General features: G+C 59.8%; 14 protein-coding genes. 6 read left to right on the top strand and 8 right to left on the bottom strand.

Features of this window, described 5'->3' with window-relative positions; all coding sequences use genetic code 11:
• Window positions 1-44 precede the first annotated feature (44 nt).
• Window positions 45-2879: an excinuclease ABC subunit UvrA gene (gene uvrA, locus ACYZTW_RS30000; RefSeq protein ID WP_462002928.1), complete on the bottom strand. Its 2835-nt coding sequence runs from the start codon at window positions 2877-2879 to the stop codon at window positions 45-47.
• A gap of 191 nt (window positions 2880-3070) precedes the next feature.
• On the opposite strand from uvrA, the gene ACYZTW_RS29995 reads away from it, so the two are divergent.
• Both ACYZTW_RS29995 and ACYZTW_RS29990 read left to right on the top strand, forming a co-directional pair.
• On the top strand, window positions 3071-4468 hold the full coding sequence (locus ACYZTW_RS29995) for an MFS transporter (protein ID WP_415771747.1): 1398 nt from the start codon (window positions 3071-3073) through the stop codon (window positions 4466-4468).
• A 9-nt stretch (window positions 4469-4477) separates the two neighbouring features.
• Window positions 4478-5008 carry a single-stranded DNA-binding protein gene (locus ACYZTW_RS29990; RefSeq protein ID WP_008145505.1) on the top strand — a complete coding sequence of 177 codons (531 nt, stop codon included), beginning with the start codon at window positions 4478-4480 and terminating at the stop codon, window positions 5006-5008.
• Window positions 5009-5073: 65 nt separating this feature from the next.
• On the opposite strand, the gene ACYZTW_RS29985 is transcribed toward ACYZTW_RS29990, so the two are convergent.
• Together ACYZTW_RS29985 and ACYZTW_RS29980 are read right to left on the bottom strand one after the other, a co-directional pair.
• Complete coding sequence (locus tag ACYZTW_RS29985; RefSeq protein ID WP_462002927.1) at window positions 5074-7278, bottom strand: OsmC domain/YcaO domain-containing protein; 2205 nt, start codon at window positions 7276-7278, stop codon at window positions 5074-5076.
• 154 nt (window positions 7279-7432) lie between these two features.
• Entirely contained in the window at window positions 7433-7987 is a 555-nt protein-coding gene (locus tag ACYZTW_RS29980; protein ID WP_462002926.1) for a cysteine hydrolase family protein, read from the bottom strand.
• Between the two features lie 102 nt (window positions 7988-8089).
• Here ACYZTW_RS29980 and ACYZTW_RS29975 point away from each other — a divergent pair, with 102 nt between their 5' ends.
• From ACYZTW_RS29975 to ACYZTW_RS29965, 3 genes are all read left to right on the top strand, one after another.
• Window positions 8090-9082, top strand: a complete 993-nt coding sequence (locus ACYZTW_RS29975) for a GlxA family transcriptional regulator (protein ID WP_462002925.1) — start codon at window positions 8090-8092, stop codon at window positions 9080-9082.
• 376 nt (window positions 9083-9458) lie between these two features.
• Window positions 9459-10568, top strand: a complete 1110-nt coding sequence (locus ACYZTW_RS29970; RefSeq protein WP_462002924.1) for a DUF3182 family protein — start codon at window positions 9459-9461, stop codon at window positions 10566-10568.
• Complete coding sequence (locus tag ACYZTW_RS29965; RefSeq protein WP_462002923.1) at window positions 10558-11316, top strand: alpha/beta hydrolase family protein; 759 nt, start codon at window positions 10558-10560, stop codon at window positions 11314-11316. The genes ACYZTW_RS29970 and ACYZTW_RS29965 overlap by 11 nt, the downstream gene beginning before the upstream one ends.
• Before the next feature lie 219 nt (window positions 11317-11535).
• On the opposite strand, the gene ACYZTW_RS29960 is transcribed toward ACYZTW_RS29965, so the two are convergent.
• The 5 genes from ACYZTW_RS29960 to ACYZTW_RS29940 all read right to left on the bottom strand — a co-directional run bounded on the left by ACYZTW_RS29960 (window position 11536) and on the right by ACYZTW_RS29940 (window position 16913).
• Window positions 11536-12525, bottom strand: a complete 990-nt coding sequence (locus ACYZTW_RS29960) for a lysylphosphatidylglycerol synthase domain-containing protein (protein ID WP_462002922.1) — start codon at window positions 12523-12525, stop codon at window positions 11536-11538.
• Window positions 12525-13808 (bottom strand): cardiolipin synthase ClsB, encoded by a 1284-nt coding sequence (clsB, locus tag ACYZTW_RS29955; RefSeq protein ID WP_462002921.1) that lies wholly within the window; start codon window positions 13806-13808, stop codon window positions 12525-12527. Before clsB ends, ACYZTW_RS29960 begins: the two co-directional genes overlap by 1 nt.
• A complete protein-coding gene (locus ACYZTW_RS29950) occupies window positions 13805-14602 on the bottom strand; it encodes an endonuclease/exonuclease/phosphatase family protein (protein ID WP_462002920.1) in 798 nt (265 codons plus the stop codon). The genes clsB and ACYZTW_RS29950 overlap by 4 nt, the downstream gene beginning before the upstream one ends.
• Window positions 14599-15525 carry a DUF72 domain-containing protein gene (locus ACYZTW_RS29945; protein WP_462002919.1) on the bottom strand — a complete coding sequence of 309 codons (927 nt, stop codon included), beginning with the start codon at window positions 15523-15525 and terminating at the stop codon, window positions 14599-14601. The genes ACYZTW_RS29950 and ACYZTW_RS29945 overlap by 4 nt, the downstream gene beginning before the upstream one ends.
• A 176-nt stretch (window positions 15526-15701) precedes the next feature.
• Entirely contained in the window at window positions 15702-16913 is a 1212-nt protein-coding gene (locus tag ACYZTW_RS29940) for an MFS transporter (RefSeq protein ID WP_462002918.1), read from the bottom strand.
• A gap of 359 nt (window positions 16914-17272) precedes the next feature.
• Here ACYZTW_RS29940 and ACYZTW_RS29935 point away from each other — a divergent pair, with 359 nt between their 5' ends.
• Window positions 17273-19402: a mechanosensitive ion channel family protein gene (locus ACYZTW_RS29935; protein ID WP_462002917.1), complete on the top strand. Its 2130-nt coding sequence runs from the start codon at window positions 17273-17275 to the stop codon at window positions 19400-19402.
• The last annotated feature ends 82 nt before the right edge of the window (window positions 19403-19484 follow it).

Below are 19484 nucleotides of genomic sequence, written 5' to 3'. Positions count from 1 at the left end.
CCCTGTCACTGATGAAGTGACAGGGGCTTTTTCGTGGGCCTGATTCAGGCTTTGTCGCGAGCCAACAGCGGCTTGAGGTAGAAGCCGGTGTGAGATTGCTTCATCTCTGACACTTCTTCCGGCGTACCGACGGCAATGATCTGGCCGCCTTTGGAGCCGCCTTCCGGCCCCAAGTCCACCAACCAGTCGGCGGTCTTGATCACATCCAGGTTGTGCTCGATCACCACCACCGTGTTGCCGTGGTCGCGCAATCGATGCAGTACGTCGAGCAGCTGCTGAATATCCGCGAAGTGCAGGCCGGTCGTCGGCTCATCGAGGATATACAGCGTCTTGCCGGTATCGCGCTTGGACAGTTCGCGGGACAGCTTCACCCGTTGGGCTTCACCACCCGACAGCGTGGTCGCTGACTGCCCGAGCTTGATGTACGAAAGGCCGACATCCATCAGCGTCTGAAGCTTGCGCGCCAGAGCAGGAACTGCATCGAAGAACACCCGCGCTTCCTCGATCGTCATCTCAAGGGTTTCGTGGATGCTCTTGCCCTTGTACTTGATCTCGAGGGTTTCGCGGTTGTAGCGCTTGCTCTTGCAGACGTCGCACGGGACATAGATGTCCGGCAGGAAGTGCATTTCCACCTTGATCAGGCCATCACCCTGACAGGCCTCGCAACGTCCGCCCTTCACGTTGAAGGAGAAACGTCCAGGACCATAACCGCGGGAGCGGGACTCCGGCACGCCGGCGAACAGTTCGCGAATCGGTGTGAACAACCCGGTGTAGGTCGCCGGGTTGGAGCGCGGCGTTCGGCCGATCGGGCTCTGGTCGATGTCGACAACCTTGTCCAGATGCTCCAGACCTTTGATGCTGTCATGAGCGGCCGCTTCGAGCGTCGTCGCACCGTTCAATGCCGTAGCGCTAAGCGGGAACAACGTGTTGTTGATCAGCGTCGACTTGCCCGAGCCGGACACACCGGTCACGCAGGTCAGCAGGCCGATCGGAATGTCCAGATCGACATCGCGCAAGTTGTTGCCACGGGCGCCCTTGAGGGACAGCGACAATTTCTTGTTACGCGGCGTGCGTTTGGCCGGAACTGCAATTTTCACCCGTCCCGACAAGTACTTGCCGGTCAACGAATCAGGGTGAGCCATGACCTCGGCCGGCGTACCTTCGGCGACGATATGCCCACCATGCACGCCGGCACCCGGGCCGATATCCACCACGTAGTCAGCCAGGCGAATCGCATCTTCATCGTGCTCGACCACAATCACCGTATTGCCGATGTCCCGCAGGTGCTTGAGCGTACCGAGCAACCGGTCGTTGTCTCGCTGATGCAGGCCAATCGATGGTTCGTCGAGAATGTATAGAACGCCAACCAGGCCTGCGCCGATCTGGCTGGCCAGACGGATTCGCTGTGCTTCACCACCGGACAACGTGTCGGCACTTCGATCCAGCGACAAATAGTCCAGGCCAACGTTGACCAGGAACTGCAGTCGCTCGCGAATTTCCTTGAGAATCTTGTCGGCAATTTCACCGCGACGGCCAGTAAGTTTCAATATGCCGAAATACTCACAGGCATCGCCAATCGGCAGATTGGTCACTGCCGGCAGCGTCTTCTCGCCCACCCACACATGCCGCGCCTCACGCCGCAGGCGAGTACCACGGCAATCTGGGCAAGGTTGTGTGCTGAGGAACTTGGCCAGCTCTTCACGCACCGAAGCCGACTCGGTTTCGCGGTAGCGACGTTCCAGATTCGGCACGATGCCTTCGAACGGGTGCGAGCGTTTGACGATGTCGCCACGGTCGTTCAGGTATTTGAAGTCGACGTTCTGCGAGCCGCTGCCGTGCAGGATGAACTTCTGCTGATCGGCCGGCAGTTCGTTGAACGGCACTTCCAGGCTGAACTTGTAGTGCGAAGCCAACGACCCGAGCATCTGGAAGTAATAGACGTTGCGCCGGTCCCAGCCGCGAATCGCGCCTTCCGCCAGCGTCAGTTCGCCATTCACCAAACGCTTGATGTCGAAGAATTGCTTAACACCCAGGCCATCGCAAGTCGGGCAAGCGCCGGCCGGGTTGTTGAAGGAGAACAGCTTGGGTTCCAGCTCGCTGATGGCGTGACCGCAAATCGGGCAGGCGAAGCGCGCGGAGAAGATGATCTCTTCACCTGGCTCGTCGTCCATCGGCGCTACCAGGGCTATGCCGTCGGCGAGCTTCAGCGCGGTCTCGAACGACTCGGCCAGGCGCTGTTGCAGGTCGGCGCGCACCTTGAAGCGGTCGACCACCACATCAATCGAATGCTTCTTTTGTTTATCCAGCTTCGGCAACTCGTCCAGCTCGCAGAGCCGGCCGTTGACCCGGGCTCGCACAAAACCTTGGGCGCGCAGTTCTTCGAAGACCGAAAGGTGTTCGCCTTTACGCTCGCGAATCACCGGCGCTAACAGCATAAGCTTGCTGCCCTCCGGTTGGGCGAGGACCAGGTCAACCATCTGGCTGACGGTCTGGGCTTCCAGTGGAATGTCGTGATCCGGGCAACGCGGAATACCCACGCGAGCGTAAAGCAGGCGCAGGTAATCGTAGATTTCGGTGATGGTGCCGACCGTCGAACGCGGGTTGTGCGAGGTCGACTTCTGTTCGATGGAAATGGCTGGCGACAAACCTTCGATGGTGTCGACGTCAGGTTTTTCCATCATCGACAGGAACTGCCGGGCGTAGGCCGACAGCGATTCGACGTAACGGCGCTGGCCTTCGGCGTACAGCGTGTCGAATGCCAGGGATGATTTTCCGGAGCCGGACAGGCCGGTGATGACGATCAGTTTGTCCCGTGGCAGGGTCAGGTCGATGTTCTTCAGGTTGTGGGTTCGGGCCCCACGAATCAGGATCTTGTCCAAAGTGGCCTCGCTCGGCGGGCGTCGAAAACGTAGGAGTATACGGCCAAATACTGGATGGATGCACACTATCGAATGAGCGGGTTGCAGCCTTACATGAAGAGTCTGTCAGCAGAGCGCGTCAAAGCGTCGCGATATACCCCGTCAATCGATGGGACTGGTAGAATCGCCGCCGGTTCACATGAGGTTTTTCCATGCACGATCCCCACAGCGAACGCATGAGTGGCAGTGAGACCCGCGCAGCAAGCGGTCTGGCCCTGGTGTTCGCCTTCCGTATGCTTGGCATGTTCATGGTGTTGCCGGTACTGGCGACCTATGGAATGGATCTGGCAGGAGCGACCCCGGCCCTCATCGGGCTGGCGATTGGCGCTTACGGCCTGACCCAGGCGATCTTCCAGATTCCTTTCGGCTTTATTTCCGACCGCATCGGTCGCCGCCCGGTGATTTATCTCGGGCTGATCGTCTTCGCCCTCGGAAGCGTGCTGGCGGCCAACGCCGACTCGATTTGGGGCGTGATCGCCGGACGAATCCTGCAAGGCGCCGGGGCGATTTCCGCGGCGGTGATGGCGTTGCTGTCAGACCTGACCCGCGAACAGCATCGGACCAAAGCCATGGCGATGATCGGCATGACGATCGGTCTGTCGTTCGCTGTCGCGATGGTTGTAGGACCGTTGCTGACCCGCGCCTTCGGCCTGTCCGGGTTGTTCCTCGCCACGGGCGGCATGGCGCTGTTCGGCATCGTGATCGTGATGTTCATGGTGCCGCGCTCAACCGGGCCGTTGCAGCATCGCGAATCCGGTGTTGCGCGCCAGGCGCTGATACCGACGCTCAAGCACCCGGACCTGCTGCGTCTGGACCTGGGCATTTTTGTGTTGCACGCGATGTTGATGTCGAGCTTCGTTGCATTGCCGCTGGCGCTGGTCGAAAAAGCCGGGTTGCCCAAAGAGCAGCACTGGTGGGTCTACCTGACCGCGTTGTTGATTTCCTTCTTCGCCATGATCCCGTTCATCATCTACGGCGAGAAGAAACGCAAAATGAAACGAGTTTTACTCGGCGCCGTCGCGACGCTGATGCTCACTGAGCTATTCTTCTGGCAGTTCGGCGATAGCTTGCGGGCTCTGGTGATCGGGACGGTGGTGTTCTTTACCGCGTTCAACTTGCTGGAAGCGTCCTTGCCATCGCTGATCAGCAAGGTTTCACCGGCAGGCGGCAAGGGCACGGCGATGGGGGTTTATTCCACCAGCCAGTTCCTCGGTTCGGCACTGGGCGGCATCCTCGGCGGCTGGTTGTTCCAGCATGGCGGTCTGTCGGTTGTGTTCCTTGGATGCGCCGGTCTGGCTGCCCTCTGGCTGGCCTTTGCTGTTACCATGCGCGAACCTCCCTACGTGACGAGCCTGCGCTTGCCGTTGTCGCCCGAGGCGATCCGCGAAGCGGGTCTGGTCGAGCGCCTGAAGGCCGTCGTAGGGGTAACAGATGCAGTGATCGTCGAGGATGAAGCGGCGATTTACATCAAATTGGACACAGAACTATTGGATCGCACCACCCTTGAACGCCTGGTGAACAACCCGGCCGGGGCAGCGTGCGTAGCCTAGGAGAACGTTATGGCCCGTGGGGTTAACAAAGTCATATTGGTCGGCACTTGCGGCCAGGATCCCGAAGTTCGCTACTTGCCTAACGGTAACGCCGTGACCAACCTGAGTCTGGCGACCAGCGAACAGTGGACTGACAAGCAAACCGGTCAGAAGGTCGAGAAGACCGAATGGCACCGTGTGTCGATGTTCGGCAAGGTTGCCGAGATCGCCGGCGAGTACCTGCGTAAAGGTTCACAGGTTTACATCGAAGGCAAGCTGCAGACCCGCGAGTGGGAAAAAGACGGTATCAAGCGTTACACCACTGAAATCGTGGTCGACATGCAAGGCACCATGCAACTGCTGGGCGGCCGTCCACAGCAGGGCGACCAACAAGGCGGGGGCAATAACTACCAGCAGTCCGCCCCAGCCCCACGCCAACAGGCTCCGCGTCCGCAGCAGTCGGCAGCACCGCAACAGTCGCGTCAGGCTCCGGCTCCACAGCAGGCTGCTCCGCAACCGGCTCCGGATTTCGACAGCTTTGATGACGATATCCCGTTCTAAAAAGCAGCTATCCAGTCAGTAACAAAAAAGCGAAGCCATCTGGCTTCGCTTTTTTGTTGGCGCTATTAACTGGATAACGCGGTCACATTGGCCCGTGCCGAGTGCAGTTTCTTGTAGCTATCGATCAACCGCAGGTGCCTGTCGAGCCCCTCCAGTTTCAAGCTGGTCGGCGTCAAGCCATGGAAGCGCACGCTGCTGTCCACCGATCCGATCGCTGCATCCATCCGCTCGTTACCGAACATCCGGCGGAAGTTGGCCTCGTAGTCTTCCAGTTCCAGGTCTTCGTCCAGCTTCATCTCCAGCACCACGTTCACGGCCTGGTAGAACAAGCCGCGCTCAACCGTGTTGTCGTTGTACTGCAGGAACATCTCCACTGCCTCTTTCGCCTCTTCAAATTGCTGCAAGGCGAGATAAATCAGCAGCTTCAACTCCAGGATCGTCAGCTGACCCCAGGCCGTATTGTCGTCAAATTCGATGCCGATCAGGGAGGTGATATCGGTGTAGTCATCCAGCTCACTTTCCACCAGGCGCTCAACCAGCGCTTGCAGTTCGTCGTCGTCCAGGCGATGCAGGTTCAGGATATCGGCGCGGAAGAACAGCGCTTTGTTGGTGTTATCCCAGATCAGGTCGTCCACCGGATAGATCTCCGAGTAGTCCGGCACCAGGATGCGGCAGGCCGTCGCGCCGATATGCTCGTAGACCGCCATATACACTTCTTTGCCCATGCCTTCGAGAATGCCGAACAAAGTCGCGGCTTCATCGGTATTCGAGTTTTCACCCTGGCCGGAGAAGTCCCACTCCACGAATTCGTAATCGGACTTGGAGCTGAAGAAGCGCCACGACACCACGCCGCTGGAATCGATGAAGTGCTCGACGAAGTTATTCGGCTCGGTCACCGCATGGCCTTCAAACGTCGGCTGGGGCAGGTCGTTGAGGCCTTCGAAGCTGCGGCCCTGCAACAATTCGGTCAGGCTGCGTTCCAGCGCCACTTCCAGGCTCGGGTGCGCGCCGAACGAGGCGAACACACCGCCGGTACGCGGGTTCATCAATGTGACGCACATCACCGGGAACTCACCCCCCAGGGACGCATCCTTCACCAACACGGGGAATCCCTGCTCTTCCAGCGCCTGAATACCGGCCAGTATGGCAGGGTACTTCGCCAGCACATTGGCCGGGACATCCGGGAGTGCGAATTCGCCTTCGATGATTTCGCGCTTTACCGCGCGCTCGAAGATCTCCGACAGGCACTGCACCTGGGCTTCGGCCAGTGTGTTACCGGCACTCATGCCGTTGCTCAGGAAAAGGTTTTCAATCAGGTTGGACGGGAAGTACACCACCTCGCCGTCCGACTGGCGCACGTACGGCAACGAGCAGATGCCGCGCTCTTCGTTGCCCGAGTTGGTGTCGATCAGGTGAGAGCCACGCAGCTCGCCGTCGCGGTTGTAAATCTTCAGGCAGTACGCGTCGAGGATTTCACTTGGCAGCGCGTCTTTGCGGCCAGGCGTGAACCAGCGCTCGTTCGGGTAATGCACAAACGCAGCGTTGGCGATCTCTTCGCCCCAGAACTGATCGTTGTAGAAGAAGTTGCAGTTGAGTCGCTCGATAAACTCGCCCAACGCCGACGCCAACGCGCCTTCCTTGGTTGCGCCCTTGCCGTTGGTAAAACACATCGGCGAGTGCGCATCGCGGATATGCAGCGACCACACGTTGGGAACGATATTGCGCCACGAAGCGATTTCAATCTTCATGCCCAGGTCCGCCAGAATGGCCGACATGTTGGCGATGGTTTGCTCCAGCGGCAGATCCTTGCCCGCGATATAGGTGTGCGCCTCTGAATTAGACGCAGGCATCAGCAACGCCTGGGCATCGGCGTCGAGGTTTTCCACTTCTTCGATCACAAACTCAGGCCCGGCTTGCACCACTTTTTTCACGGTGCAACGGTCGATGGAACGCAGGATGCCCTGGCGGTCCTTGTCGGAGATGTCCGCCGGTAGCTCGACCTGGATCTTGAAAATCTGGTTGTAACGGTTTTCCGGGTCAACAATATTGTTCTGCGACAGGCGGATGTTATCGGTGGGGATATTGCGCGTGCTGCAATACAACTTCACAAAGTAGGCGGCACACAACGCCGACGACGCCAGGAAGTAGTCGAACGGACCCGGTGCCGAGCCATCGCCTTTGTAGCGGATAGGTTGATCGGCCACCACCGTGAAGTCATCGAACTTGGCTTCAAGCCGAAGGTTGTCGAGAAAGTTGACCTTGATTTCCATGGGGGATTACCAGAATAACGGGCTAGACGATTTGGTCGCCATTATCCGGCTTTTCGGCCGTAAGTCTCAGAAAAAAGGCCAGTCATGTGCGCACGCGACTGGCCTTCTTTGTTTCGGGAGCGTCGGATTGCAGCACCCGAGGCAGAAGCGTTGGTCAGTGATGCGCCGCCAGGAACTCGTCAGTGGACACCACGTTTGCATAGGCGAAGCCCAGGGCCGACATGAAGGCCGCGTGCACGTGGGCTGCCGGAACGGTGACACCGTTGAACTCCAGATCACGGGTAGCGCAGGCGTCGTGAATCACTGTGACGGTGTAGCCAAGGTCGGCGGCGGCGCGGGTGATGCCATCGACACACATGTGGCTCATGCTGCCGACGACGACCAGTTCTTTGATGCCTTGCTCGTCGAGGATTGACTGTAGTTCGGTTTCGCGGAACGAGTTGACGAAGTGTTTGAGCACGACCGGCTCGTCGGCGCGGTTGAGGACTTTGGGGTGCAGTTTCGCGCCTTCGGAACCCGGGGTGAAAAATGGCGCGGCGTCGGAGGTGAACTCGTGGCGGATGTGCACCACTGAATCACCGGCATCGCGGAAGGCTTTGATTAACCGTACGGCGTTGTCCGCGGCGGCATCGGCGCCCACCAGCGGCCACTTGCCTTGAGGGAAGTAGTCATTTTGGATATCGACTACGATGAGTGCTTGCTTGGCCATGACTGTTTCCTCGAAGTGCTTGTTGGGTGTGGAATGAAGTATTGGGTCTGGCAGGCCGTCCGAGGATTGGCCGCACCGACAATAGAAGGGGGAAAACTGACAATGGATGTAGAAAGACCAATCGCCGAACTGGGTGTACTGATCTATCCCGGCGCGCAGATGGCGGCGGTGCACGGATTGACGGACTTGTTCGGGGTGGCAAACCGGATTGCCGCCGAGCATCAGGCGGCGCAATTGCCATTGTTGCGGGTCAGCCATTGGCAAGTTGACGGCGATCAGACGCCCGAGCGGGTCTACGACAGTCATCCCGCTGCGGACGGCGCGTTGGTGGCAGTGTTGATTCCGCCGTCGATTGCCGGTTTTTCCGAAGGCCAGGCACCGCAGGGGCTGATTCGCTGGCTGCGTCAGCAACACGCCAATGGCGCGACACTCGGCGGGGTTTGTGTGGGGTCGATTCTGTTGGCCGAGAGCGGCCTGCTCGACGGCCGTAGCGCCACTACCCACTGGACCTCGGCCAAAGCCTTCGCCGAGCGTTACCCGGCGATCAAGCTCAAGGCCGACACACCCATCGTTGACGACGGCGACCTGATCACCACCGCCGGGCTGATGGCCTGGTCCGAACTGGGTTTGCGTCTGGTCAACCGCCTGCTGGGGCCGAGCATCGCCACCAGCACCGCGCGGTTTCTGGTGGTGGAACACAGCGACAGCGCGAGTGAGTGCGGCAGCAACTTTTCACTGATACTCAGCCATGGCGATGCTTCGATTCTCAAGGTCCAGCATTGGCTGCAAAGCACCGGCGCGACCGATGTGTCGCTGGCGACGATGGCCGATCGGGCAGGGTTGGAAGAGCGCACGTTCTTGCGTCGATTTCGCGCGGCAACCGGGCTTAAACCCACCGAGTACTGCCAGCACCTGCGGGTCGGCAAGGCCCGGGAAATGCTCGAGTTCACCAACGGCACCATCGATCACATTGCCTGGACGGTGGGGTATCAGGATCCGAGTGCGTTTCGGGCGACGTTCAAGAAGATTACCGGGTTGGCTCCGAGTGATTACCGGTCGCGGTTTGGAGTGACGCCGACTGCGGCAACCCGGTAGAAGCCTCACTCCAAATCCCCTGTGGGAGCGAGCCTGTGTGGCGAGGGGATTTATCCCCGTTCGGCTGCGAAGCAGTCGTAAACCATCGTGTGCGGTGTACTTGGCCCACCGCGGTTTTCGATTTCGGGGCCGCTTCGCAGCCCTACGGGGATAAATCCCCTCGCCACACAGGCTCGCTCCCACATTGGGTCAGTGGAAGGCTTGAGTCGTGCAAAATGCCGGAACCTTGAAGGCTGTCGTGCAGAATAAAACAGGCGGGGTGCCATCACGTTTTGCGCAATTGGCTGATTCCAAAGCCGTTTCACTCCAGCCGCACTTGGCCTGATCTCTGCACCCTTTCTACTACATTCATCAAGCGCAGATTGAAGGGGAACGCATGACCCCAACAAATCGCAACAAACTGGTGGTCGCCCACTCCGTGCGCCCCGAGGCTCCATTGCACGAAGTAGAAACCAATCGTGCGCTGGCCCGTTGGCTGGCGCAGATCCTGGGGCTTAAATACGGCGGCAGTTACGACCCCGAATTGCACAACGGGCGAGACCTTTATCTGTTGCCGACCCAGACGCTTGTTGGCGTTGCTGCCGCCCGGCAATTAGGCGTCAAGGGGCCGGAGGATTTGTGGGGCGGTTACGTCGACCATGATTTCATCTGCACCAAAGCCATCAGTCACGGGCTGCGCAACAAAGATGCTCACGCACCGGAAGGCTGGTCACCGTTGTTTTCCGAACGGGTGCGCAGCGTGGTGCTCGACGGCCTCAGTGTTTTTTCTATGGACGATGCGCGGCCCGCGGCAGAACACCTGCTCTACAGCGGCCCGATCCGCATCAAGCCTATTCATGCCTGCGCCGGACGCGGTCAGGAAGTGATCAAAAGCCTCGATCAGTTCGATGCCATCCTCGCCAGACCCGATGCCAAAACGCTGTTCACCGAAGGCGTGGTGCTGGAGCAGGACCTGGACCAAGTGATCACCCACAGCGTCGGTCAGAGCTTTATCGGCGACACGGTGCTGAGTTATTGCGGTGATCAATACTTGACCGAAGACGATCAGGGCGAGCAGGTTTATGGAGGCTCCAACCTGCTGGTGGTGCAGGGGCACTACGACGATCTGCTCGAACTGGAACTGTCGGACGATGTGCGGCTCGCGATCCGTCAGGCGCAAGTGTTCGACCGTGCCGCGGATGAGGCTTATCCCGGTTTCTACGCCTCGCGGCGCAACTACGACATCGCCCAAGGCGTGGACAGCAACGGCAAGCAGCGCAGCGGCGTGCTCGAGCAGTCCTGGCGGATGGGCGGTGCCAGCAGTGCCGAAGTCGCCGCCTTGCAGAGCTTCGTCAACAACCCCGGGATGCGCGCGATTCGCGTGTCGTCGGTCGAGACCTACCTCGACCAGCCGCTGCCGGCGAACGCCATCGAGGTGTATCGCGGGCCGGCGCAAAACAGTGACTTTCTTCTCAAGTACGTAACGGTTAAATCCTATGACGGCTAGAAGCGAAACCATTCAGATCGACATCGACGATGAACAGATGGTCGGGACTTTTCTCAGCCCCAAATCAAAAGTCCCCGGCGTGCTCTTTGTGCACGGCTGGGGCGGCAGTCAGGAGCGGGACCTTGAACGGGCCAAAGGCATCGCCGGTTTGGGGTGCGTGTGCCTGACGTTCGACTTGCGCGGGCACACCGGCGGCAACGGAATTCCATTGTCCCGCGTGACCCGTGAAGACAACCTGCGCGACCTGCTGGCGGCGTATGACCGCTTGCTCGCGCACCCGGCGCTCGACACCTCGGCCATCGCGGTGGTCGGCACCAGTTATGGCGGTTACCTGGCCTCGATCCTGACGTCATTGCGTCCGGTGCGCTGGCTGGCGCTGCGGGTGCCGGCGCTGTATCGCGATGATCAATGGCACACGCCCAAACGTGACCTGGATAAGCTCGATTTACGTGATTACCGCCGCACGTTAGTCCGCGCCGACAGCAATCGTGCGCTGCATGCCTGTTCGCAATTTACCGGGGATGTGCTGTTGGTCGAATCAGAGTCTGACGACTATGTGCCCCACGCAACCATCATGAGTTACCGGGCGGCCTGTCAGCAGACCCACTCGCTGACCCACCGGATTATCGACGGCGCCGATCACGCCTTGAGTGAGCCAGTTTCGCAACAGGCGTACACCTCGATCCTGGTGGGCTGGATCACCGAGATGGTGGTGGGCGAGCGGTTGAGTATTATCCAGTCATCGTGAAAATACGGACTGTTAATGCCTGATGCCGATAGATAAAGAACAACACAATCTGTAGCAGCTGGCGAAGCCTGCGTTCGGCTGCGTAGCAGTCGTAGATCCTGTAAGCACGGACTTCCTGAAACACCACATCGTCTGATTTCACGACTGCTACGCAGCCGAACGCAGGCTTCGCCAGCTGCTACAGAGTGCGTTTTGGCTTAACTGATTGGCATTAGGCTGTTAGTGCCTCGGTTTCTTCTCGATCCGCAACGACTTGGCCTTGGCTTCCACGATCAGGTACATCACCAGGGTAATCAGTAGCGGCAAAATGAAATAGATCGCCCGATACGCCAGCAATCCGGCCACCAGGCTTCCTCTGGACACTTCATGTTGTAGCAGCGCCACGAACACCGCTTCAAGCACGCCGAGCCCGGCGGGAATGTGCGTGATGACCCCGGCAATCGCGCTGATCAGCAACACTCCAAGTACCAGCGGGTAATCCAGCTTGCTCGGCAGCAGGGTGAAAATCACCGCCGCCATCAGCGACCAATTCAGCGCCCCGAGGGCCAGTTGCAGCACCGCCATGCGCAGGGACGGCAGGTCGATTTCCACCCCGCGTATCGCCCATTCCCGCCGCTTGGAAAACTGACACGCCGCCAGATACCCCGCGCTCACCAGCAACAACAACACGCCCACACCTTGCAAGGCGTCGCTGCTCAGCTTCCAGCCTGGCGGCATTCGCACCAGCCCGCTGCTGAACACCGCACCGGCAACCACCATGTAACCGAACCAGTTGGTCGCCAGGCTCAACCCGAGAATTTTCGCGATGTTGCCCTTGCTCACCCCAAGTCGCGAATACAGTCGATAACGCATGGCAATACCGCCGACCCAAGCGCTCAGATTGAGGTTGAAGGCATAGCTGATAATCCCCACCGGCAAGATCTGCTTCCACGTCAGGTTCTGGCGAATGTAGGTACGACCGATCAGGTCGAAGCAGGCGTAAACCAGAAAACTCAGCAAGGTCAGACCGGACGCGATGATCAGCGTGCGCACCTTGAAATCAGCGAGGTTGTCGAACACTTCATCCCATTCGATGCGCTGGGCAAGCATCGTGAACAGTACGATCAGCGCCAGGAAAAACAGCATCGTCAGCGGCCGTTTCCAGCGGCTCCAGCGTGATTTGCCCGGGCTGTCGGCGTGGGTCGCCGGTTGTGTATCAGAGTGGCTCATCAGGTGTCACTCCCGGCGGAGTGGGTAAAAGGTTTCAGGCGCGGCTTGTGCGCTGGCAGCCAACCGGCCCAGGCCGGGAAGTGCCGCAGAAAGTGAAACACCAGAAAGCCGACGGTCATGTGCCAGACCCGCCCGCGCGGGGACTTGTCTGTGGACATGACCTTGCAATGGTTGTTACTCAGGTCTTCGAGGCGCTCGAACAGGTCGCGGTTGAAGGCGCGATCGCGGATCAACACATTGGCTTCCAGGTTCAAGGACAGGCTCAACGGGTCGAGGTTGCTCGAACCGACAGTGCTCCAATCCTCATCCACCAGCGCGACTTTGCCGTGCAGCGGACGGTCGCAATATTCGTAAATCTGCACGCCGGATTTGAGCAGGTAGTCATAGGTCATGCGCGCGGCGAGTTTGGCCGCCAGCATATCGGGCTGACCTTGCAGGATCAGCCGCACATCGACGCCACGGCGCGCCGCGTTGCGGATCTCGCGCAGCAGGCGATAGCCCGGAAAGAAGTAGGCATTGGCGATCACCACCCGGCGCTGGGCACTGCGTAGCACCTGTCGGTAAACCTCTTCGATGTCGGTCGGATGCTCGCCGTTGTCGCGGTACACCAGGCGAACCTGACCGTCATGATCGCTGAACGCCAGTTCCGAGCGCCGTTGCCTGCGGCGTTGCCACCAGTATTTGGCCCGGGCCGGGCGACCGCATTGCAGCAAGGCGAAGTGATGAATGTCAGCCACCGCCGGGCCTTGTACTTCAACGGAATAATCCTGCTTGGCCTCAGGGCCGAAGTCGGCCAAATGGTCAGCAGAAAAATTGATGCCGCCGATGAACGCAACCGTGCCGTCGACCACCACGATCTTGCGGTGCAGGCGGCGGAACCAGTTGGTGCGGATGCCCAAATGTTTGGGCGCAGGGTCGAAAATCTGGATGCGCACGCCGGCCTCACTCAGGGCGGTGAGGTATCCCGTGCTCAGTTCACCGCAGCCAAAGCCATCGAGACTGGCGCTGATCCGCACGCCGCGTTGAGCGGCGGCGACCAGTACTTCCTGCAGCTCGTTACCGACCTTGTCCTCGAATACAATGAAGGTTTCCAACAGGATTTCAGTCTTCGCCTGACGCATAGCCTCGAACACCCGAGGGAAATAATCTTCACCATTTTCCAGCAGCTCTACGCGGTTGTTGCCTTGCCAGCCATATTCGACGTCGACCACGCCCGGCTCACGAATCGGCAGGGTTGTGGAGAGGTGCTCCACATCGGTTTTATCCATCGATGGGCTGCTCATAGCTCGATCTCCACCGACAGCGGTGCATGGTCGGAAAGGTGTGACCAGGGCCGCGCGGCCAGCACTTGCGGCTGGCTGGCCTTGAGGTTGCGCACGTAGATGCGGTCAAGGCGCAACGCTGGCAAACGCGCTGGAAAACTGCGCGCCGGTTTGCCGTGGAGTTCGGCGAAAACCTCCCGTAAACCACAGGGTTTGAGCAGTGCATCGGCACGCTGGCGCCAGTCGTTGAAGTCACCGGCAACGATCACCGGGGCATCGCTGGGCAGTTCTTCGAGGCGCCGGGCCAGCAACTTGAGTTGTTCGGTCCGGTGGGATTCGCGAAGGCCCAGGTGCACGCAAATGGCATGCACTTCCTGGCCGTCACCGGGCAGGCGCAGCACGCAATGCAGGATGCCGCGGTTCTCGTGACCGCTGATGGAAACGTCGAGGTTGTCGTGGCGAATGATCTGGAATTTCGACAGCAACGCATTGCCGTGATCGCCCGCCGGATAAACCGCGTTGCGTCCATAGGCGAACTGCGGCCAGAGGGTGTCGGCGAGGAATTCGTATTGCGGCATCGCCGGCCAATTGCTGTAGCGCTGGGGATGATGCTCGTGGGTGCCGTGGACTTCCTGCAAAAACACCACGTCGGCAGACACGCTGCGCACCGCTTCGCGCAATTCCGGCAGGATGAAACGCCGGTTGAGCGCGGTGAACCCCTTGTGCGTGTTGACCGTCAGCACGGTGAAGCTGCGCACGGAGGTGATGATGGGTTGCTGTTCGTCGGTGGTGCCGACCGGTTCGGAAATGCTCATGACAGCACTCCTTCGGCGGCCAGTTCACCGGGACGGGTGGCGAGGTCTTTATCCAGTTGAAAGCGCTCCAGCAAGCGGCGGGCATCGAAAGGCGCGCGGACTTTGATGTCGTTGTCGAAATAGCAGAACACTTCGCGGGACTTGCATGCCTTGGGCTTTTGCCGGGGCGCGATCAACTGCGGGTCGGGCGGTTGCTGGCCGTGGTACCAGGCTTCGATCCGGTCACCCCAGCGTTTCAGCGCTTCGGGGGTGTAACCGCTGGCGTAGAGTTCTTCGGCACCGTGCAGGCGCAGGTAGACGAAGTCGCTGGTGAGGTCTTCGCGGTACGGCCATTTACCGGCGGTGTCGGCGATCACCAGCGCAGCATTGTGGCGTTTGAGCAGGCGGATGAAGGCGGGGTCGACGAAGCTCTCGTTTCTGATTTCTACGGCATGGCGCAAAGGCTTTTTCCCGTAGGCCTTCATGCTGGCGTGACCGTTCACGTGCGAATCATGCTGGCGGGCGAGGGCGGCGGCCTCTTCGGTGTTGTGAGGCAACTGCTCCAGAAAGGTCTCGAACAACTCGGCATCGAATTTGAAGTTGGGCGGGAATTGCCAGAGGATCGGGCCGAGTTTTTCTTTGAGCTCCAGCACCCCGGAGGCGAAGAAATTCGCCAAGGGTTTATGGATCTCCCGCAGTCGCCTGATGTGGGTGATAAAACGCGGGGCTTTGACGCTGAAAACGAAGCCCCTCGGGGTTTCGGCGTACCATTGGGCATAACGTTCGGGCCGTTGCAGGGCGTAAAACGATCCATTGATTTCGATGCTGTTGACCGCCCGTGAGGCGAATTGCAATTCGCGCGTGTGGGTCAGCCCCTTTGGGTAGAAATCCCCCCGCCAGGGCGTGTAGCGCCAGCCTGAAATACCGATGTGGATCGCCGCCATATCGCCTCCCGTCTAATGGTCTTCGGACTGCCCCTGTCTTTTGATGACTGCGGGGCGGGCGAGAAAGTTTCGACGGGAATACGGACGGTTAAAGCAAAGATCGCAGCCTGCGGCAGCTCCTACAGGGGCATGTGAACACCTGTAGGAGCTGCCGAAGGCTGCGATCTTTTGATCTATCAATGCCCAGCGACGATGCGGGCCGTGCCTTCAACCGGTTCGGCATACACCGGCCCCAACCGATCAAGACGACCGCTCCACGCGGTCAGTACCAACGCGACCAACACCACCAGACCGCCAATCCACGCGGTGTGGATCAGGCCCATGTGAGCAACGATCAAGCCACCGCCCCACGCACCACCGGCGATGCCGAGGTTGAACGCGGCGATGTTCAGGCCCGACGCCACGTCCACCGCATGCGGGGTGTGATGTTCGGCCTGACGCACCACATACACTTGCAGGCCCGGCACGTTGCCAAACGCAACCGCGCCCCAGACCAGTACGGTGGCCAGGGCCAGCCATGGGTTGCCGGCGGTAAAGGTAAGTACGAACAACACCGCGGCGAGCAGGGCGAAGATGATTTTCAGGGCGATGATCGGGCCGCGTTTGTCCGCCAGTTTGCCGCCCCAGATGTTACCGACGGCCACCGAGATGCCGTAGACCAGCAACACCAGGCTGACAGTGCTGGCGTTGAAGCCGGAAATATCCTGAAGAATCGGTGCCAGGAAGGTGAACGCAATGAACGAGCCGCCGTAACCGACTGCGGTCATGGCGTACACCAGCAACAGACGCGGCTGCTTGAGCACCTGCAATTGCTGCAACAGTGAAGCCGGTTTGCTGTGGGCAATGTTTTTCGGCACGTAAAGCAGGCTGCCGATGAACGCGATCACACCCAGTGCAGACACCGCGAGGAAGGTTTCACGCCAGCCGAAATGCTGACCAATGAACGTCCCCAGTGGCACGCCGGTGACCAGCGCCACGGTCAGGCCGGTGAACATGATGGCGATCGCGCTGGCGGCTTTTTCCTTCGGCACGAGGCTGGTGGCGATCGTCGAGCCAATCGAGAAAAACACCCCGTGGGCCAGGCCAGTGACGATCCGCGCGATGATCAGCGATTCGTAGCTTGGCGCTTTCCAGGCCAGCAGGTTGCCGAGGGTGAACAGCACCATCAGCGACAACAGCAGCATTTTGCGCGGGACTTTGCCGGTGAGGGCGGTCAGCACCGGGGCGCCACTGGCAACGCCCAATGCGTAGAGGCTGACCAGCAGGCCGGCGGACGGCAGGCTGACGCCGAGGTCGGCGCCGATGGTGGGTAACAGGCCAACGATGACGAACTCGGTCGTCCCGATGGCGAAAGCGCTGAGGGTCAGCGCGAGCAAGGCAATGGGCATGGCTGCAACTCCGGTGGATTGATTGATGGAGCGCAGTGTCGGGGTTTGGGTTGTGCGGAAAAATAGGGGGATGGGCATTTGATATTTGCTTTGTGCGCAAAGATCAAAAGCGCCCCCTCACCCTAGCCCTCTCCCCAAGGGGCGAGGGGACTGACCGAAGTGTCTTTAGAAATACGGCGACCTGAATATTCGGAGTCGAACTCAGGTCCGGAAAGCCATGAAGATTGGCTCCCTTTCCCCCTCTCCCCTATGGGGAGAGGGTTGGGGTGAGGGGTGGCCCTTGATTTCACCCAATAACCGAACTTGCCCGCCGTTTCCCGATCAGTTCTTAACAGACCCTTCCCAAGGAGCTTCCCGTTTTGTTCAAGTTCAAGACCGCGATACTACTGGGGGCGTTGCTGGTTCTAGGCAGCAACGAGCTGGAGGCTGCCGCACTACCGGGTGTGCCAGCGGCGGCCACCGCCACGACACCACTGGCCCACCCCGAACCGCTGGTACAGGGTGGTTTGCTGGGTGCCATCAGTTCGAGCATTGATCAAGTCCAGGGAAAACTCGATCTCAACGAGGACCTGCTGGACGCCTGGCGTCTGCGTGCAGACCGGGCGGCCGATGAGGTGGATCAACTGGTCAATCATCCATCGTCCCGTTCGAGCTGGAGCGTGGCGGGGGATTTCCTGCTGTTGTCCGGTGTGTGGATGGGTGTTTTTGCGCTGCTGTGGCTGCTGGGAGGGCTGCTCGCCAAACGTCTGTGCCAGAACCGCCTGCTGCTCACTCGCGAGCGCGGTCAGGCATTACTGGGTTATGTGTTGCCTTACACAATTCCGGCGCTGATCAGCCTGCCGCTGACGCTGTATGTCAGCCACTTCTTGCAAGTGTCCGCCGGCCGGGCGCTGGCATTGTGTTTCGCCTATGCCACCAGCAGCGGCATTTTCGCCGCGTCGTTGCTGTTGTCGGTGGTGGTGCTGTTCAACGCCGGCCACAAACGCCGGGCGGTGCAGTTTATTCGTCAGCTCAGCCCACGACCGCTCTTTTTGATTGGCTTCCTCGTGGCCCTGAGTGATGCCTTGATCAGTCCGCAGATCGCCCGCCTGCTCGGGCGCAATCTCACCAGCAGTGTCGCGGTATTCACCGGGCTGGCGGCCTCGATCGCCTTTGGTCTTCTGGTGTTCAAGATGCGCCGTCCGGTGGCCCATTTGATCCGCATTTTGCCGTTGGCCCAGCGCCTCAGCCAGCCGGCCTTGCGTGAAATGCTGCGGATCTTTTCCGGGCTCTGGTACTGGCCGATTCTGTTGATGGTGCTGGTGTCGGTGATCAACCTGATTGGCATCGGCGATGACAACCAGAAAGTGCTGCGCTGTGCGCTGTTTACCACGGTGTTGCTGATTGCGACGGTGTTCCTCAGCACGTCGCTGCATCACCTGTTCAAGTCGCGCAGTGAGGTGGTCGTGCGCCGCAGCAGTGCCTACAAGGAGCGTTTTCTCAGCCTTTCCCATGCGTTGCTGCGGATCGCCCTGGCGATTGTCTTCATCGATGTCCTGGGGCGCATCTGGGGCGTGTCGCTGTTTGAGTTTGCGGTGAGCAATTCGGTCGGCCGGGCGATCAGCGATTCCCTGAGCCGTATCGGTTTGATTTTCCTGGTGACCTGGATGGGCTGGGTGGTATTGGACACGGCGATTCAGGAAGCGCTGAAACCGGCCGTCAACAAACGCTCGGCGCGCCAACCCAGTACCCGAACCAAAACCATCCTGCCGCTGCTGCGCAACGCGATCAAAATTATCCTGGTGGTGATCTGCGCCATCACCACCATGGCGAACCTGGGGATCAACGTTGCACCCTTTTTGGCCGGTGCCGGTGTCGTGGGGCTGGCCATCGGTTTCGGTTCCCAGCAACTGGTGCAGGACGTGATCACCGGATTGTTCATCATCATCGAAGACACGCTGTCGATTGGCGATTGGGTGGTGCTCGACTCTGGCCACGCCGGCACCGTCGAAGGCCTGACCATCCGCACCTTGCGCCTGCGCGACGGCAAGGGGTTCGTGCACTCGGTGCCGTTCGGTCAGATCAAGGCCGTGACCAATCAATCACGGCAATTCGCCTATGCGTTCTTTTCGGTGCAATTCACTTACGACACCGATGTCGACAAGGCTATCGAGTTGATCCGCGAGGCCGGGGATTCCATCCGCGAAGACGCGTTCCTCAAGTACAACCTGCAAGGGCCGCTGGATGTGTTTGGGGTCGACAAGATGGACCTCAACGGCGTGGTGCTGACGGCACAGTTCCGCACCGTGTCGGGTGGGCAGTACGCGGTGAGTCGGGCGTTCAACCAGCGTTTGAAAAAGCTTGTGGATAACAGCCCGTGGGTGCATTTCGCGCAGACTTATCCACAGCAGGTGTTGATGCCCCGGCAGGCTGTTGAGCCGCCGCAAAGCGATGGGCTTGCATCGGAGCATTCACCGGTGTTCCTGCCGGCTCAGCCGAGAACTCAATGATTTGTGTTGGGACTGATGGCCTCATCGTCGGAACGCCGCCCGGACCAAGCTCGCTCCCACATTGGATCTGTGTCTGAGCAAG

The organism is Pseudomonas sp. LB3P25 (assembly GCF_054897985.1).
The sequence above is the reverse complement of the archived record's forward strand: the minus strand, read 5'-3'. Positions and strand labels throughout refer to the sequence as shown.

Excerpts from the sequence above, each read along its gene's own strand:
- ACYZTW_RS29980 (WP_462002926.1), bottom strand. The coding sequence starts at position 7,987 with ATGGCCAAGCAAGCACTCATCGTAGTCGATATCCAAAATGACTACTTC.
- clsB (WP_462002921.1), bottom strand. The coding sequence starts at position 13,808 with ATGAGCAGCCCATCGATGGATAAAACCGATGTGGAGCACCTCTCCACA.
- ACYZTW_RS29975 (WP_462002925.1), top strand. The coding sequence starts at position 8,090 with ATGGATGTAGAAAGACCAATCGCCGAACTGGGTGTACTGATCTATCCC.
- ACYZTW_RS29970 (WP_462002924.1), top strand. The coding sequence starts at position 9,459 with ATGACCCCAACAAATCGCAACAAACTGGTGGTCGCCCACTCCGTGCGC.
- ACYZTW_RS29960 (WP_462002922.1), bottom strand. The coding sequence starts at position 12,525 with ATGAGCCACTCTGATACACAACCGGCGACCCACGCCGACAGCCCGGGC.
- ACYZTW_RS29985 (WP_462002927.1), bottom strand. The coding sequence starts at position 7,278 with ATGGAAATCAAGGTCAACTTTCTCGACAACCTTCGGCTTGAAGCCAAG.
- ACYZTW_RS29995 (WP_415771747.1), top strand. The coding sequence starts at position 3,071 with ATGCACGATCCCCACAGCGAACGCATGAGTGGCAGTGAGACCCGCGCA.
- ACYZTW_RS29940 (WP_462002918.1), bottom strand. The coding sequence starts at position 16,913 with ATGCCCATTGCCTTGCTCGCGCTGACCCTCAGCGCTTTCGCCATCGGG.
- ACYZTW_RS29945 (WP_462002919.1), bottom strand. The coding sequence starts at position 15,525 with ATGGCGGCGATCCACATCGGTATTTCAGGCTGGCGCTACACGCCCTGG.
- ACYZTW_RS29990 (WP_008145505.1), top strand. The coding sequence starts at position 4,478 with ATGGCCCGTGGGGTTAACAAAGTCATATTGGTCGGCACTTGCGGCCAG.
- ACYZTW_RS29965 (WP_462002923.1), top strand. The coding sequence starts at position 10,558 with ATGACGGCTAGAAGCGAAACCATTCAGATCGACATCGACGATGAACAG.
- ACYZTW_RS29950 (WP_462002920.1), bottom strand. The coding sequence starts at position 14,602 with ATGAGCATTTCCGAACCGGTCGGCACCACCGACGAACAGCAACCCATC.